12 protein-coding genes are annotated in these 16,003 nt (G+C 72.6%); 6 read left to right on the top strand and 6 right to left on the bottom strand.

Features of this window, described 5'->3' with window-relative positions; all coding sequences use genetic code 11:
- Positions 1–50: 50 nt before the first annotated feature.
- Positions 51–1,403: an MFS transporter gene (locus ACFYU9_RS08560; RefSeq protein WP_389205930.1), complete on the top strand. Its 1,353-nt coding sequence runs from the start codon at positions 51–53 to the stop codon at positions 1,401–1,403.
- A gap of 36 nt (positions 1,404–1,439) precedes the next feature.
- Complete coding sequence (locus tag ACFYU9_RS08555) at positions 1,440–2,201, top strand: SDR family NAD(P)-dependent oxidoreductase (RefSeq protein ID WP_389205932.1); 762 nt, start codon at positions 1,440–1,442, stop codon at positions 2,199–2,201.
- Positions 2,202–2,217: 16 nt separating this feature from the next.
- On the opposite strand, the gene ACFYU9_RS08550 is transcribed toward ACFYU9_RS08555, so the two are convergent.
- The 5 genes from ACFYU9_RS08550 to dusB all read right to left on the bottom strand — a co-directional run bounded on the left by ACFYU9_RS08550 (position 2,218) and on the right by dusB (position 10,264).
- The gene (locus ACFYU9_RS08550) at positions 2,218–2,631 is read right to left on the bottom strand and encodes a VOC family protein (RefSeq protein WP_389205934.1); all 414 of its coding nucleotides are present in this window, start codon (positions 2,629–2,631) and stop codon (positions 2,218–2,220) included.
- 108 nt (positions 2,632–2,739) lie between these two features.
- Positions 2,740–4,344 carry a NosD domain-containing protein gene (locus ACFYU9_RS08545; protein ID WP_389205936.1) on the bottom strand — a complete coding sequence of 535 codons (1,605 nt, stop codon included), beginning with the start codon at positions 4,342–4,344 and terminating at the stop codon, positions 2,740–2,742.
- Between the two features lie 117 nt (positions 4,345–4,461).
- Complete coding sequence (locus tag ACFYU9_RS08540; protein ID WP_389205938.1) at positions 4,462–5,508, bottom strand: helix-turn-helix domain-containing protein; 1,047 nt, start codon at positions 5,506–5,508, stop codon at positions 4,462–4,464.
- Between the two features lie 541 nt (positions 5,509–6,049).
- Positions 6,050–8,761: a pyruvate, phosphate dikinase gene (ppdK, locus tag ACFYU9_RS08535; RefSeq protein ID WP_389205940.1), complete on the bottom strand. Its 2,712-nt coding sequence runs from the start codon at positions 8,759–8,761 to the stop codon at positions 6,050–6,052.
- 366 nt (positions 8,762–9,127) lie between these two features.
- Positions 9,128–10,264 (bottom strand): tRNA dihydrouridine synthase DusB, encoded by a 1,137-nt coding sequence (gene dusB, locus ACFYU9_RS08530; protein ID WP_389205942.1) that lies wholly within the window; start codon positions 10,262–10,264, stop codon positions 9,128–9,130.
- Positions 10,265–10,316: 52 nt separating this feature from the next.
- On the opposite strand from dusB, the gene ACFYU9_RS08525 reads away from it, so the two are divergent.
- Positions 10,317–11,789: an MFS transporter gene (locus ACFYU9_RS08525; RefSeq protein WP_389205944.1), complete on the top strand. Its 1,473-nt coding sequence runs from the start codon at positions 10,317–10,319 to the stop codon at positions 11,787–11,789.
- Here the strand turns inward: ACFYU9_RS08525 and ACFYU9_RS08520 are convergent.
- The gene (locus ACFYU9_RS08520) at positions 11,759–12,700 is read right to left on the bottom strand and encodes a helix-turn-helix transcriptional regulator (protein WP_389205946.1); all 942 of its coding nucleotides are present in this window, start codon (positions 12,698–12,700) and stop codon (positions 11,759–11,761) included. The two genes, ACFYU9_RS08525 and ACFYU9_RS08520, sit on opposite strands and share 31 nt — an antisense overlap.
- Positions 12,701–12,801: 101 nt before the next feature.
- Here ACFYU9_RS08520 and ACFYU9_RS08515 point away from each other — a divergent pair, with 101 nt between their 5' ends.
- The 3 genes from ACFYU9_RS08515 to ACFYU9_RS08505 all read left to right on the top strand — a co-directional run bounded on the left by ACFYU9_RS08515 (position 12,802) and on the right by ACFYU9_RS08505 (position 15,986).
- Complete coding sequence (locus ACFYU9_RS08515; RefSeq protein ID WP_389205948.1) at positions 12,802–14,247, top strand: MFS transporter; 1,446 nt, start codon at positions 12,802–12,804, stop codon at positions 14,245–14,247.
- Positions 14,248–14,312: 65 nt separating this feature from the next.
- Positions 14,313–15,356, top strand: a complete 1,044-nt coding sequence (locus ACFYU9_RS08510) for an aldo/keto reductase (RefSeq protein WP_389205950.1) — start codon at positions 14,313–14,315, stop codon at positions 15,354–15,356.
- Between the two features lie 39 nt (positions 15,357–15,395).
- Positions 15,396–15,986: a TetR family transcriptional regulator gene (locus ACFYU9_RS08505; RefSeq protein ID WP_389205952.1), complete on the top strand. Its 591-nt coding sequence runs from the start codon at positions 15,396–15,398 to the stop codon at positions 15,984–15,986.
- The last annotated feature ends 17 nt before the right edge of the window (positions 15,987–16,003 follow it).

The raw sequence follows: 16,003 nt of genomic DNA, 5'->3' as shown, positions 1-16,003 counted from the left end.
TTTTCTTCGGCTCTCATACTGGAACGTACGGTCAAAATACAGGGGGAGACATGACCGCCACGACGCTCACGACGACCAGACCCGCGGCGACGCCCGCCGCCGGCTTCGCGCTCCTCGGCGCGGTGCAGATGACGCTGATCTTCACGCTCGCCTCGCTCGCGGTGCCGCTCCCCCGGATCGGCGCCGAACTCGGCCTGGACCGGGCCGCCCTCATCCTGCTCAGCGCCGCCTACGGGCTCACCTTCGCCGGCCTGCTGCTCTTCGGCGGCCGGCTCGCCGACCGCTTCGGCGGCCGCCGCGCCCTCACCGCCGGGCTCGTCGTCTTCGGCGCCGCCTCCGCGCTCGCCCCGCTCACCACCGGCTACGGTCCGCTGCTCGCCGCCCGGTTCGCGCAGGGCCTCGGCGCCGCGCTCGTCGCGCCCGCCGCGATGGCCGTGCTGCGCGCCCTGTACCCGGCACCCGCCGCGTACGGCCGGGCCATGGCCACCTGGGGCGGGCTCGCCGTCCTCGGCGCGACCGCGGGCAACCTGCTGTCCGGCGTGATCTCGGCCGTCGCCTCCTGGCGCTGGAGCTTCGCCGTCCCGGTCGCCGTCGCGGCCGCCGCCCTCGCCCTCGGCCCGCGCCTGCTGCCGACGACCACGGGTGGCGGCAGCAGGCGCGGGCTCGACCTGCCGGGCGCGCTGCTCGCCACCGCCGGGATCACGCTCGCCAGTTACGGACTCGTCCTGACCGAGGCCCACCCCTGGACCTCCGCCGCCGTCCTCGTCCCGCTGCTCACCGGCCTCGCCCTGCTCACCGCCTTCGCGCTCGTCGAGCGGCGCACCGCCGACCCGCTGCTTCCGCCCGCCTTCCTGCGCGACCGGCGCCGGGGCATCGGGCTCGCCACCGTCTCGCTCACCGCCTCCGGCACCGCCGGCGTCTTCGTCCTGCTCTCGCTCGCCCTCCAGCACGGCCGCGGCTGGTCCGCGCTGCTCACCTCGGGCGCCTTCGTGCCCTTCGCCGTCGCCCTGCTCACGGCGGGCCGCGCCGCCGGACCGCTGATCGGGCGGTACGGGGCGGGGCGCGCCACGGCCGCCGGGCTCGGCACCGCGGCCGCGGGCCTCGCGCTGCTCGCGGCCACCGGCCTCGACCCGGCCGTGCCCTACGCCTACGGGCTGCTGCCCGGGCTCCTGCTCCTCGCGGCCGGTGCCGCCGTCGCCTTCGCCGGGGCCGGCGTCCTGGCCACCGACGGGGTGCCGCCGGAGCGGGCCGGGCTCGCGGGCGGGGTCCTGAACACCGCGATGGAGCTGGGCCCGACCGTCGTCTTCGCCGCCGTGCTCACGCTCGGCTCGGACGCCCGCGCCTTCGCGGCGACCGCTCTGGCGCTCGCCGCACTGGCCGCACTGTCCTCCCGTACCAAGTAACCGACCACGTCTCGCCCTTCGACAGGAGCACCCACCATGACCTCCCGTTTCACCGGCCGCACCGTCCTCGTCACCGGCGGCGGCACCGGTCTCGGCCGGGCCATCGCCCGCGCCTTCGCCGCCGAGGGCGCCCGGGTCGCGGTCGCCGGCCGCAGCGCCGCCACGCTCGACGAGACGGTGGCGCTGATCGCGGCGGCGGGCGGCACCGCCCGCGCGTTCACCGCCGACGTGACGGCCGCCGCCGACATGCACCGGCTCGTCCGGGACACGGTGGCGGCCTTCGGCGGGCTCGACGTGGCCGTGAACAACGCCGGGGTGTTCCGCGGCGGCCACAGCGCGGCCGACTTCCCGCTCGACGACTGGCACGCCCTGCTCGACATCAACGTCACGGGCGTCCTGCACGCGCTCCAGGCGGAGATCGCCCACATGCGCGGCCACGGCGGCGGCGCCATCGTCAACATCGCGTCCAACCTGGGCCCGCACGTCCGGATCCCGGGCGTCTTCGGCTACCAGGTCTCCAAGGCCGCCGTCTCCGCCCTCACCCGGGCCGCCGCCCTCGACCACATCGGCGACGGGATCCGCATCAACGCGGTCAGCCCGGGCGCGTCCGAGTCCTCGATGTCGCTGCGGCCGGGCGAGACGGAGGCCGAGCGGGAGGTGCGGATGAAGGAGGAGTCACCGCTCGGCCGGATCTCCTCGGCCGAGGAGATCGCGGCGGCGGTGCTCTACCTCGCGTCCGACGCGGCGGGCTCCGCCGTCGGCACGGACCTGGTCGTCGACGGCGGCGTCTCCGCCTGACGCGGCACGGGGCGGATCAGCCCTGGACGGCCGCCGGGTCCATGTGGAAGACCTCCCAGTGGTGGCCGTCCGGGTCGGCGAAGGAGCGCCCGTACATGAAGCCCAGGTCCATCGGCTCCTTCGCCGGGCTGCCGCCCGCCGCCAGGGCCCGGTCCGCGAGCTCGTCGACCTTCTCGCGGCTCTCGGCGCTCAGCGTGACGAGCACCTCGGTGGCCTTGGTCGCGTCGGAGATCTCCTTGCCCGGCGCGGTGAAGGTGCGGAACTTCTCCTCGGTGAGCAGCATCGCGAAGATCGTGTCGCTGATGACCACACACGCGGCGGTCTCGTCCGTGAACTGCGGGTTGATCGAGTAGCCGAGCTTCTCGTAGAAGGACTTGCTGGCGTCGAGGTCCTTCACGGGCAGGTTCACGAAGATCATCTGCGGGGCCATGGTGTCGCTCTCTCTTCCGTCGTGCGTCTTCCGTCGGTGCCGTGTCGGCGCTTTCGAGAGTTAAGACGGGCGGCGCGGCGAAAACTCATCGCCGCGCCGGAGAAGAGATCAGACGAGATTTCCGGAGACCGTGGTCCCGGTGCCCTGGTCGAGGACCGCCGCGACGCCGGCGCCGCGCCCGCTCAGGTCGTTGCCGGCGACCCACACTCCCGTGCAGGTGGAGGTCACCGCGACGGCTGCCGGGGCGGTGGTGCCCGAGACGGTGACGGTGCCGACGGTGTTGCCCTGGCAGATCGTGTCGGCGGCGCCGGTGATCCGGATGCCGTGGGTGGTGGCGCCGGTGATCCTGTTGCCGCGTATCGCCGCGGCGCCGGCCGCCGCGTGGATGCCGTAGTTCGTCGCGCCGCTGACGGTGTTCCCGGCGACGACGGCGCCCGCCACGTTGGTGTCCAGGCCGATGCCGTCGCCCTGGACGCCGGAGACGGTGTTGTGGGTGACGACGGCGTCCGGGCACTCCTGGACGTGGATGCCCTGGGCGTTGCCGGTGTCCGTGAGGCGCGTGGTGCCGGTGACGGTGTTGCGGGTGACGGTGACGCCGTCGGTGCGGGAGACGTAGATCGCGGCCTCGCCCCTGATCGACTCGACCGTGTTGCCGCTGATCGTGAGGTCGCTGTGCCGGGCGCCGTAGGTGACGGGCACCGTGGCGAACTTCGGCACGCTGACCGTGATGCCGCCGCTGCCGTCGACGGAGCGGACGGTGTTGCCGGTGACGGTGATGCCGCTGAGCGCGTTGCCCTGCGGCGAGTTGAGGTAGATGCCGTGGAGGGCGACGCCGCTGATCGTGTTGTCGGCGACGACCGAGTCCTGCCAGTCGGCGACGTGCACGCCGTACGCCCCGCTCTTCTCGACCGTGTTGCCGATGACCCGGATCCGGCGGTGGCTCTTGCCCTTGGCGCCCCGGTGGTCCCCGCACAGCGCGCCGTACGGCCCGGTCGTGGTGCCGGCGCGCAGGGTGCAGCCGGTGACGAGGACGTCCTCGCAGGTGGTGAGGTCGTAGGCGGGCGCGGGCAGGTTGCCTTCGGTGGCGCAGGTGATCTGGACAGCCTCCTTGGTGGTGGGGCTCGCGCCGTCGCCCGCGTGGTAGCCGTCGAAGACGCAGTTCACGACGGCCGCGTTGCGCACCGCGTTCAGCTCGACGGCGTGCGCGGAGGGCGTGTCGACGATGGTGCAGTCCTTGACCAGGACGCCGTCGCAGTGCGCGAAGCCCATGGCGTCGCTCTGGGCGGGGTGTGCGGCACCGCGCATGTCCCAGGTGCCGCCGAGGACGGCGACGGAGCCCGCGCCCTCGTAGCCGTGGACCTGGATGACCGAGTCGAAGTTCTTCACCAGGGCGCCGCTGTCCTTGGTGCGGAAGATCGTGGCGCCGTAGGCGAGCACGGTCGTCCCCGCGCCGAGCACCAGGCTGATCCCGATCGGGTACGTGCCCGGCGGGATCAGCAGCGTCGCTCCGCCCGGCACCGCCTTCACGGCGTCGAGCGCCTTCTGGAAGGCGGCCGAGTCGTCGCCGCTCCCGTCGCCCGCCGCGCCGTACGCGGTGACGTCCACGACCACCCCGCTCCCGGTGGCCGCGGCCGCCGGCGCGGCGGCGCCACCGCTCCAGGCCGCCGCTCCCACGAACCCGCCCATGGCCAGCATCAGCGCACGTCGTTCCACGATCCGGTCCCCCTGCGTGTCGGCAACAAGGGCAGGAGCGTACGTCAGCTGTCGATCTTCCCCCGACGCAGGTGCTCGTCTCCGTGCACGGGAGGTGCCCCTGCCCGTGCCGCGGGGTCAGCGGGCCCCGCTGACAGCGCCCCGGCCCTCCCCCGTCACCCGCTCACTACGCGCGTAGCAATGCGCGTCCTGGAGGGAGCCGCCGAGCAGGGCCGTGCCCAGCGGGGTCAGCGTGTGCAGCACCGCGTTGCCGTACCGGAGCGTCGCGACCAGGCCCGCCTCGCGCAGCACACCCGCGTGCTGGCTCGCGGAGGCGAGCGAGACGCCCGCCCGGCGGGCCAGTTCGCTCGTGGTGCCGCCGTCGCCGATCGCGCTGAGGACGGCCGACCGGGTGTGGCCGACGAGCTTGGCGAGCGAGGGCAGGCCGGGCGCGCGGACGGTCGGCGGCTCGCAGTGCGTGACCGGATAGACCAGGACCGGCGGCAGGCCGGGGTCGCGCAGCACGACCGGGGTGCCGCGGCAGAAGAACGAGGGCTGGAGCAGCAGCCCGCGCCCGTCGAGGTGGACGTCCCGGTCGACGGGGTAGTCGGCCTCCAGGACGGGGCTGCGCCAGCGCAGCATCGGCGGCAGGGAGGCGAGCAGTTCGTCGGCTCCCCCGTCGAGCAGGGCCCGGCCACGGCGGGCCCGGTCGGCCTCGAAGCGGGCCTGGACGTGCGTCCAGTACGGCTGGACGGCGGCCCGGTGGTAGGCGCGCAGCGCGCCGAGCATCCGGCCGAAGGCGGCGGTGCCGCCGTCGGCGAGGGTGCGCAGCGCGGAGGGCACGGCGGGCCGGCCGGCGCGGGCGGCGCCGATCAGGGCCAGTTCGGTGTGGAGCCGTCCCGGGGGCGTGGCGCGGATCGCGTCGAGGCCCTCGTCGAGCCCGAGCACGCCCTGCGGCGGGGTCAGGAAGTCCGGGAAATAGCCGCGGCCCGGGACGAGCGCGGCGAGCAGCCGGGTCTCGGCGCCGACCTTGGTCCGGGCCTCGGACCGCCAGTCCCCGTAGACGACCGAGCCGCGCCGGTCCCTTAAACGGTGAAAACTGAGAATCGTTTCCCACAGAACGTCCGGCCGGGCGGCCATCCGTACGCCCGCCAAGTCGTTACCGGTGAAATGAATCCGCAGCATGGAACCCCCACCTGTGCACTCGCAACCACCCCCGACGACGAGTATGCACAGCATCACTGCACGTTACCAGGGTGTTTCAGCCACACTTGAAAAGCCTCGCGGCGAACGGCCGGAAACCGAAAAGCTGTGGCGGTCGGACGGGAAACCTTCAGGACCGAGGTGACGTGGCGAAGACCGTGGGGGGCTTTGCCGCGTCCGGCGGCGGTCGGCGAGGTTGCGGCTCACCCGCCCGACACAGTTAAAGGGCGCGGCTTCCGGGTGGGGATCCGGAGGCCGCGCCCGTCTCATTCTTTGCGAATGTTCAACGCCGAATAATTCAATGCACCACTGGCACATGCAGTTGAACAAGAACTCACATTTCCCCAACGATCATGCACGACCCGCACCGGGAACGCAGGGACGAAATACGACGGGGCGGACACCTCCGCACAAGGTGTCCGCCCCGTCTCCATGGAAACCGGAGCCGCCGCCCATCGGTTCTGAGGGTCGGGGACGAACGGCGGCTCCGGTGGTCTTCCGGGCCCCTGGGGGCCCGTCGGGGTCAGCGGCTGTCGCTGCCCTTCGCCTCGGCCGCCGCGCGGCCGGCCTCCAGGCGCGCCACCGGGATCCGGAACGGCGAGCAGGAGACGTAGTCGAGGCCCACCTCGTGGAAGAAGTGCACCGACTCCGGGTCACCGCCGTGCTCGCCGCAGACGCCGAGCTTGATGTCCGGGCGGGTGGCCCGGCCGGCCTCGACGGCCTGGCGGACCAGGGCGCCGACGCCATCCTTGTCGATGGTCTCGAAGGGGCTGACGCCGAAGATGCCCTTCTCCAGGTACGCGGTGAAGAAGCTGGCCTCCACGTCGTCGCGGGAGAAGCCCCAGACCGTCTGGGTGAGGTCGTTGGTGCCGAAGGAGAAGAACTCGGCGGCCTCGGCGATCTGACCGGCGGTCACGGCGGCGCGCGGCAGCTCGATCATGGTGCCGAGCGCGAGCTTCAGCTCGATGCCGGTCTGCGCGGCGACCTCGGCGATGACCGCCTCGGCCTCCTCGCGGACCAGCTCCAGCTCCTGGACGGTGCCGACGAGCGGGATCATGATCTCGGCGCGCGGGTCGCCCTTGGCGTCGACGCGCAGCGCGGCGGCCTCGGCGATGGCGCGGACCTGCATGGTGAACAGGCCGGGGATGACCAGGCCGAGGCGGACGCCGCGCAGACCCAGCATCGGGTTCTGCTCGTGCAGCCGGTGCACGGCCTGGAGCAGGCGCAGGTCGTTCTCGTGCGGCTCCTTGCGGGCCTCGGCGAGGGCGACGCGCACCGACAGCTCGGTGATGTCGGGAAGGAACTCGTGCAGCGGCGGGTCGAGCAGGCGCACGGTGACCGGCAGGCCGTCCATGGCCTCGAAGAGCTCGACGAAGTCCTGCTTCTGCAGCGGGAGCAGCGCCTTCAGCGACTCCTCGCGCTCCTCGTCGGTGTCGGCGAGGATCAGCCGCTCGACGTACTGGCGGCGCTCGCCGAGGAACATGTGCTCGGTGCGGCACAGGCCGATGCCCTGGGCGCCGAAGCGGCGGGCGCGGGCGGCGTCCTCGGCGTTGTCGGCGTTGGCGCGGACGCGCAGCCGGCGGACGCGGTCGGCGTAGGCCATGATCCGGTGCACGGCCTGGACGAGCTCGTCGGCGTCGTCGGCGCCGGCGTGCATGCGGCCCTCGAAGTACTCGACGACCGGGGACGGTACGACGGGTACCTCGCCGACGTAGACCTTGCCGGTGGAGCCGTCGATGGAGACGACGTCGCCCTCCTCGATGACCACGCCGGAGGCGGTGGTCATGCGGCGGCGCTTCGTGTCGACCTCGAGCTCCTCGGCGCCGCAGACACAGGTCTTGCCCATGCCGCGGGCGACGACGGCGGCGTGCGAGGTCTTGCCGCCGCGGGAGGTGAGGATGCCCTCGGCGGCGATCATGCCGTCCAGGTCGTCCGGGTTGGTCTCACGGCGGATGAGGATGACCTTCTCGCCGGAGCGGGACCACTTGACGGCCGTGTACGAGTCGAAGACGGCCTTGCCGACGGCGGCACCCGGGGAGGCGGCGATGCCGCGGCCGATCTGCTCGACCTTGGCGGCCTCGTCGAACTTGGGGAACATCAGCTGGGCGAGCTGGGCGCCGTTGACGCGCTGCAGCGCCTCGGCCTCGTCGATGAGGCCCTGGTCCACGAGCTGGGTGGCGATGCGGAAGGCGGCACCGGCGGTGCGCTTGCCGACGCGGGTCTGCAGCATCCACAGCTGGCCGCGCTCGATGGTGAACTCGATGTCGCAGAGATCCTTGTAGTGGGTCTCCAGCGTCGACATGATCTCCATGAGCTGGTCGTACGACGTCTTGTCGATCGACTCCAGCTCGGCGAGCGGCACGGTGTTGCGGATGCCGGCGACGACGTCCTCGCCCTGCGCGTTCTGCAGGTAGTCGCCGTAGACGCCCGCGTGGCCGGAGGCGGGGTCGCGGGTGAAGGCGACGCCGGTGCCCGAGTCCGGGCCGAGGTTGCCGAAGACCATCGAGCACACGTTGACGGCGGTGCCGAGGTCGCCCGGGATGCGCTCCTGGCGGCGGTACAGCTTGGCGCGGTCGGTGTTCCAGGAGTTGAAGACGGCCTCGATGGCGAGGTCCATCTGCTCGCGCGGGTCCTGCGGGAAGTCGCGGCCGGTCGCGGTCTTGACGATGCCCTTGAAGTGCTCGACGACCTTCTTCAGGTCGTCGGCGTCCAGGTCGGTGTCGCTGGTGACCTTCTTGGCGGCCTTGGCCTCGTCGAGGGCTTCCTCGAAGAGCTCGCCGTCGACGCCGAGGACGGTCTTGCCGAACATCTGGATGAGGCGGCGGTACGAGTCCCAGGCGAAGCGCCCGTTGTCGGCCTGGGCGGCGAGGCCCTCGACGGAGGCGTCGGAGAGGCCGATGTTGAGGACGGTGTCCATCATGCCGGGCATCGAGAACTTGGCGCCGGAGCGGACCGAGACGAGCAGCGGGTTGTCGGCCTGGCCGAGCTTCTTGCCCATCCGCGTCTCGAGCGCGTCGAGGTGGGCGGAGACCTCGTCGCGGAGCGCGGCCGGCTCGGAGCCGGAGTCGAGGTAGACCTTGCACGCCTCGGTGGTGATCGTGAAGCCGGGGGGCACCGGCAGGCCGAGGTTGGTCATCTCGGCGAGGTTGGCGCCCTTGCCACCGAGCAGGTCCTTCAGGTCCTTGTTGCCCTCGGTGAAGTCGTAGACGAACTTCTGATCATTGATTTCCGACACGGGTCACGACTCCTCGACGACTCGGTTGGCTGCCCTGACGCCGAGGAACATACCCAGATCGAAGGCGTCTGGGGAGGTACGCCTAGCGGTCATCCGGTCTTAACCACCCGTCCGCCAGCACATCGAAAGTAACCGACCAGTAGCTTCCGCTTTCAGGGCCCGAAGCTCATTTGACCCAAAGCTGGGCCCGGACGCTCACATGAGCGCCGAATGGAGCAGTTGTGTTCAACTCTTGAACGCAAAAAGGGTGGCACCCAGTGCCACCCTTCAAGCGGGAGAGGAGTTCGTAACCTGCTCATCTGAGCGCTACCCCTATCAGGGGTGGCGAGGATCACTCGCGAAAAACGCCCGTGGCAGGCCCCGATCTCACCCGCCGGACGTGTCCAGCTCGGCGTCCTCGCTCACTCCGGCGCAGTCGTAGGGGTCCTTCAGCCAGCCGTCCGGCAGGACAACCCGGTTGTTTCCGGACGTACGACCCCGGGGGCCGTCCGCGCCGACCGGCCACGGCTGGTCCAGGTCCAGCTCGCTCAACTGAGCGCGCAGTTCGTCCAGGGACGAGGTGATGGCGAGGCTCTTGCGCATCTCCGAGCCCACCGAGAAGCCCTTCAGGTACCAGGCCACGTGCTTGCGGAAGTCGATGACACCGCGGGCCTCGTCCCCCAGCCACTCGCCAAGAAGTCGAGCGTGCCGCACCATCGCGTCCGCGACCACGCGCAGGCCGGGCTGCGCGTAGGCGCCGGTGCCCTCGAAGCCCGCCACCAGGTCGGCGAAGAGCCAGGGCCGGCCCAGGCAGCCGCGGCCGACGACGACGCCGTCGCAGCCGGTCTCGCGCATCATCCGCAGCGCGTCGTCCGCCGACCAGATGTCGCCGTTGCCGAGCACCGGGATCTCCGGCACGTGCTCCTTCAGGCGCGCGATGGCGTCCCAGTCGGCCGTGCCGCCGTAGTGCTGGGCGGTGGTGCGGCCGTGCAGGGCGATCGCGGTGACGCCCTCCTCCACGGCGATCCGGCCCGCGTCCAGATACGTGATGTGGTCGTCGTCGATGCCCTTGCGCATCTTCATGGTGACCGGCAGGTCGCCCGCGTTCGCCACGGCCTCGTTCAGGATCGCGCGCAGCAGCGGCCGCTTGTACGGCAGCGCCGAGCCGCCGCCCTTGCGGGTCACCTTCGGCACCGGACAGCCGAAGTTCAGGTCGATGTGGTCGGCGAGGTCCTCGTCGACGATCATCCGCACCGCCTTGCCGACGGTCACCGGGTCCACGCCGTACAGCTGGATCGAGCGCGGCTGCTCGGACGCGTCGAAGCGGATGAGCTGCATCGTCTTCTCGTTGCGCTCGACCAGCGCCCGCGTGGTGATCATCTCGCTGACGAACAGCCCCTTCCCTCCCGAGAACTCACGGCAGAGGGTGCGGAAGGGGGCGTTGGTGATGCCGGCCATCGGGGCGAGCACCACCGGCGGCTGCACGATGTGCGGCCCGATGGCGAGGGGGGAGAACGCGGTCATTGGCCCATTGTCGCGCACTGCGCAACTCTTTAGACAGCCGTACTATCCGGCTATGCCCGAGCTCACGAAGACGCCGCCGGGTCACGGCCGGCAACGGCTCGTGCTGGCGATCTGCTGCATGAGCCTGCTGATCGTGAGCCTCGACAACACCGCGCTCAACGTCGCCCTGCCCGCCCTGCAGCGCGAACTGCACGCCTCGGTGGCCGGCCTGCAGTGGATCATCGACGCCTACACGCTGGTCCTCGCCTCGCTGCTGATGCTCGCCGGCTCCACCGCCGACCGGATCGGCCGCCGCCGGGTCTTCGCCACCGGCCTCGTGGTCTTCGTCCTCGGCTCGCTGCTCTGCTCCCTCGCGCCCGGCCTGGAGGCCCTCGTCGCCTTCCGGACGGTGCAGGCCGTCGGCGGCTCCATGCTCAATCCGGTCGCCATGTCGATCATCACCAACACCTTCACCGACCCGGCGGCCCGCGCCCGCGCGATCGGCGTGTGGGGCGCGGTCGTCGGCGTCTCCATGGCGGCCGGCCCGCTGGTCGGCGGCCTGCTCGTGGAGTCGGTGGGCTGGCGGGCGATCTTCTGGGTCAACCTGCCGGTGGGGCTGCTCGCGCTGCTCCTCACCCTGCGGTACGTCCCCGAGTCCCGCGCGCCCCGCCCGCGCCGTGCCGATCCGGTGGGCCAGCTCCTGGTGGCGGCGCTGCTCGGCTCGCTCACGTACGCGATCATCGAGTCCAGCCTGCCGTTCGCCGTCGTGGCGGCGCTCGCCCTCGCCGGGGTGCTCGTCTACGAGCCGAGGCGCGCGGAGCCGCTGATCGACCTGCGCTTCTTCCGCAGCGCGCCGTTCTCCGGGGCCACGGTGATCGCGGTCTGCGCGTTCGCCGCGCTCGGCGGCTTCCTCTTCCTCAACACGCTCTACCTCCAGGACGTCCGGGGCCTGTCCGCCCTGCACGCGGGGCTCTTCATGCTGCCGATGGCGGCGATGACCTTCGTCTTCGCGCCGCTGTCGGGACGGCTCGTCGGCGCGCGCGGCCCGCGGCCCTCGCTGCTCGCCGCGGGCACGGCGATGGCGGCCGGCGCGCTGCCGTTCGCCGCCTTCCGGGCGGAGACGAGCACGCCGCTGCTGTTCGTCGGCTACGTGGTGTTCGGCATCGGCTTCGGTGTGGTCAACGCCCCGATCACCAACACCGCCGTCTCCGGGATGCCGCGCGCCCAGGCGGGTGTGGCGGCGGCCGTGGCCTCGACGAGCCGTCAGATCGGGCAGACGCTCGGGGTCGCGGTGGCGGGCGCGGTGCTCTCGGCGGGCCTGGCGTCGGCGTCGTACGGGCCGGGCTCCGCGACCGGTCCGCACCTGGAGGGGTTCGTGGAGGCGAGCCGGCCGGCGTACTGGATCGTCACCGGCTGCGGTCTGTGCGTGCTGCTCGCCGGGGCGCTGACCAGCGGGGCGTGGGCGCGGCGGACGGCGGAGCGGACGGCCAGGCTGCTGGAGGCGGAGGGCGCGGTTCAGGCGGCGGCGAGGGCGCCCTCGGCCTGAGCCGACCGGAGCGCCTCGGCCCGGGCGGCCTCCTCGGCGAGGGCGAGCGCCTGGAGGCGTTCGAGTCCCGCCCGGGACTCCTCGTCGAGGGGGACGTAGGTGATGAGGCGGGGTCCGGCGGCCGGGCCGAGCCAGAGGTTGCGGTGCTCCATGTGCAGCGGGCCGACGTGGGCGTTGCGGACGAGCTTGGCGCGGCCGGCCTGGTCGACGACGTCGTGCCGGGCCCAGATCTCGCGGAACTCGGGCGAGGCGTCCTGGAGCCGCCGCAGCAGCGCCTTCCACGCCGGCTCGGCGAGGTGCTCGGCCATGGAGGCGCGGAACTTGCCGGCCATCGCGCCGAGCACCTCGGGCAGGTCGGCGACGGCGGCGCGGAAGTCGTCGTTGGTGAAGGCGAGCCAGAGGGTGTTGTGGTCCTCGCGGGGCAGCCGGTCCAGGTCGCAGTAGAGCCGGCCGAAGGTGCGGTTGTAGGCGAGGTAGTCGTAGCGGCTGTTCTGGACGCAGGCGGGGATCGGCTCCAGCTGGTCGAGCAGGGCGCGCAGGGTGGGCGTGACGGCGGGGCAGGCGGCCTCGGGGTGCGGGTCGGTCTGTCCGGCGAGGGCGAAGAGGTGGGTGCGCTCGGTCGGGTCGAGCTGGAGCGCGTCGGCGAGGGCGTCGAGGACCTGCGGCGAGACCTGGATGGGCCGGGCCTGCTCCAGCCAGGTGTACCAGGTGACGCCGACGGCCGAGAGCTGGGCGACCTCCTCGCGGCGCAGCCCGGGCGTGCGGCGGCGCCGGCCGCGCGGCAGTCCGACCTGCTCGGGCGTGATGCGCTCGCGCCGGCTGCGCAGGAAGGCGGCGAGCTCGTGCCGCCGGATGTCGGGTTCGGTCCGGTTCTGGATCCCGGTTTCCGTCTCGGCCACCATCAGAGTCATGCTCCCAGGGTGCAGGGCCGCTCAGCCCGTTTCCAGGTAGTGCTTGTACCAGGATAAACACCCTCTGGTACCAGGCTGGCAAGAGGCGGAAGCTCGGCTGTGTGACTACGACAACCGCCCCGTCCGCCCGTGCATCCGCACCTCCCGCCGCCGACCTCCCGGCCGGTGGGCCGCTCAGCCCGCTCGGTCTGTTCACCGTGCTGCTGGGCGCCTCGCTCCCGCTCGTCGACTTCTTCATCGTCAACGTCGCCCTGCCCACCATCGACCACGACCTCGCCGCCGGCCCGGCGCTCCTGGAGCTGGTCGTCGCCGGGTACGGCCTGGCGTACGCGGTGCTGCTCGTCCTCGGCGGCCGGCTCGGCGACCTCTTCGGCCGCCGCCGGCTCTTCCTCGCCGGCATGGCCGCCTTCGGTCTCACCTCGCTCGCCTGCGGTCTCGCCCCGGACGCCTGGACGCTGGTCGGCGCGCGGGTGGCACAGGGTGCCGCGGCCGCGCTGATGCTGCCGCAGGTCCTCGCGACCATTCACTCCTCGACGGCGGGACCGCGCCGGGCGCGGGCGCTCAGCCTGTACGGGGCCACCGCCGGCCTGTCGATGACGGTGGGCCAGATCCTGGGCGGCGTGCTCGTGGCCGCCGACATCGCGGGCACCGGCTGGCGTTCGGTGTTCCTGGTCAACGTGCCGGTGGCGGTGCTCGGGCTGGTGCTCGCGGCCCGCAGCGTTCCCGAGACCCGCTCCGACCGGCCGGCGCCCGTCGACGTGCCGGGCACGCTGCTGCTCGCCGTCGCGCTGCTCACCCTGCTCGCGCCGCTGACCGAGGGCCGGGCCGCGGGCTGGCCGCTGTGGACGTGGGTCGCGCTCGTCGTGTTCCCGTTCGCGGCCGGCGCGTTCTGGTGGGTGGAGCGGCGGGCGGACCGCCGGGGCGCGACGCCGCTGGTGCCGCCGAGCCTGCTGCGCCTGGTGTCGCTGCGGCGCGGGATCGCGCTGATCGTGCCGCTGTCGGGCGGGTTCAGCGGCTTCATGTTCGTGATCGCGGTGGCGCTCCAGCAGGCCCTGGGCCTGAGCGCGGTGGCCTCGGGGCTTGCGGTGGCGCCGATGGCGCTCGCCTTCTTCGGCGCCTCGCTCGCCGGTCCGCGGCTGGTCCGCCGCTTCGGCACCCGGATCGTCCCGGCCGGCGCGCTGTTCCAGGCCCTCGGCCTCGGCCTGATCGTCTGGGCGGCCGCGCGCTCCTGGCCCGACCTGTCGGTGCTCGACCTGGCGCCGGGCATGGCGGTCGCGGGCCTGGGCCAGGGACTCCAGCTGCCGGTGCTGTTCCGGGTCGTGCTGTCGGAGGTGCCGGCGGAGCGGGCGGGCGTGGGCAGCGGCGTGATGGTGACCGCGCAGCAGTCGGCGATGGCGCTGGGTGTGGCGACGCTCGGCTCGCTCTTCCTGTCGCTGTCGGCGACGGACGGGGCGGGTACGGCGCTGACGGTGACGCTCCTGGTCCAGCTGGGCCTCGCGGTGGTGACGGGCGCCCTGGCGCTCCGCCTTCCGAAGACGATCGACTGACAGACCGACTGACCGATCGACTGACAGATATTGAAATCTGTCATCGCTCATGTCATGGTTGAGGCATGACGACGAAGACGAGCACCCCCACGAACCCGAACGCGCACCCCTCCCGCCCCCTCGGCGCCACCGGCCCCCGCGTCTTCCCGCTCGGACTCGGCTGCATGGGCATGTCCGCGCTGTACGGCGAGGCCGACCGCGCCGAGTCGGTCGCGACGATCCACGCGGCCCTGGACGCGGGCGTCACGCTCCTCGACACCGGCGACTTCTACGGCATGGGCCACAACGAGCTGCTGATCAACGAGGCCCTGCGGACCGCCCCGGCCGCCGCCCGCGAGCGGGCCCTGACCAGCGTGAAGTTCGGCGCGCTGCGCACGGTGGAGGGCGGCTTCAGCGGGATCGACGGCCGGCCGGCGGCGGTGAAGAACTTCCTGGCGTACTCGCTGCAGCGCCTCGGCACCGACCACATCGACGTCTACCGGATCGCCCGCCTCGACCCGCAGGTCCCGATCGAGGAGACCGTCGGCGCCATCGCCGAGCTGGTCGAGGCCGGGCACGTCCGGCACATCGGCCTCTCCGAGGTCGGCGCGGACACCCTGCGCCGGGCGGCGGCCGTCGCCCCGATCGCGGACCTCCAGATCGAGTACTCGCTGATCTCCCGGGGCATCGAGGAGAAGATCCTGCCGACCGCCCGCGAGCTCGGCATCGGCATCACGGCGTACGGAGTGCTCTCCCGCGGCCTGATCAGCGGCCACTTCACCCGGGACCGCGAGCTCGCCGCCGGCGACTTCCGCGGCTTCAGCCCGCGCTTCCAGGGCGAGAACCTCGGCCACAACCTGGACCTGGTGGAGCGGCTGCGCGCGATCGCCGGGGCCAAGGGCGTCTCGGTCGCGCAGCTCGCCATCGCCTGGGTGCTCGCGCGCGGCGAGGACATCGTGCCGCTGATCGGCGCCCGCCGCCGCGACCGGCTCACCGAGGCCCTCGGCGCGCTCGACGTCACGCTCGACGCGGCCGACCTGGCGGCGATCGAGGCGGCCGTGCCGGCGGACGCGGCGGCCGGCGAGCGCTACCCGGAGGCGCAGATGGCGCACCTGGACAGCGAGCGGTGACACCTGAAGGCGGATCGCGCTGACAGGTACTGTCATTCCATGGCCACCACGGAGACCCTGACCGCCGATCGCATCCTCGAAGTCACCGAGGAGGTGCTCCGCCGCTACGGCCCGGCGAAGGCGACCGTCGTCGACGTCGCCCGGGCCCTCGGCGTGAGCCACGGCAGCGTCTACCGCCACTTCCGTACGAAGGCGGAGCTCCGCGAGGCCGTCACCGAGCGCTGGCTGTCGCGCACGATCGTCTCGCTCACGCCGTACGTCGAGGGCGACGGGCCCGCCGACGAGCGGCTCACCGGCTGGCTGACCGCGCTCTTCCGCTTCAAGCGCAGCAAGGCGGGCGGCGACCCGGAGCTGATGGCCACCTTCCAGGTGCTGATCAGCGAGAACAGCGCCGTCGTCGACCGCCACGAGCAGCACCTGGTCGACCAGATCGCGAGCATCCTGGCGGACGGCCGGCGCGACGGCGTCTTCGCCGCCCCTGAGCAGGACGCCGCGACGACGGCCCGCGCGGTCTTCCACGCCACGGACCGCTTCCACAACCCGGCGCACGCGGCGGACTGGTCGGCCGAGGGCGTCGAGGCGGCGTTCGACGCGGTGGTGTCCCTGGTGCAGCGCGCGCTCAAGGCGTAGCTCCGCACGCACGACGA

The organism is Streptomyces sp. NPDC004327, assembly GCF_042873935.1.
GTDB lineage: Bacteria > Actinomycetota > Actinomycetes > Streptomycetales > Streptomycetaceae > Streptomyces.
This window is presented reverse-complemented; position numbering and strand designations above follow the sequence as displayed.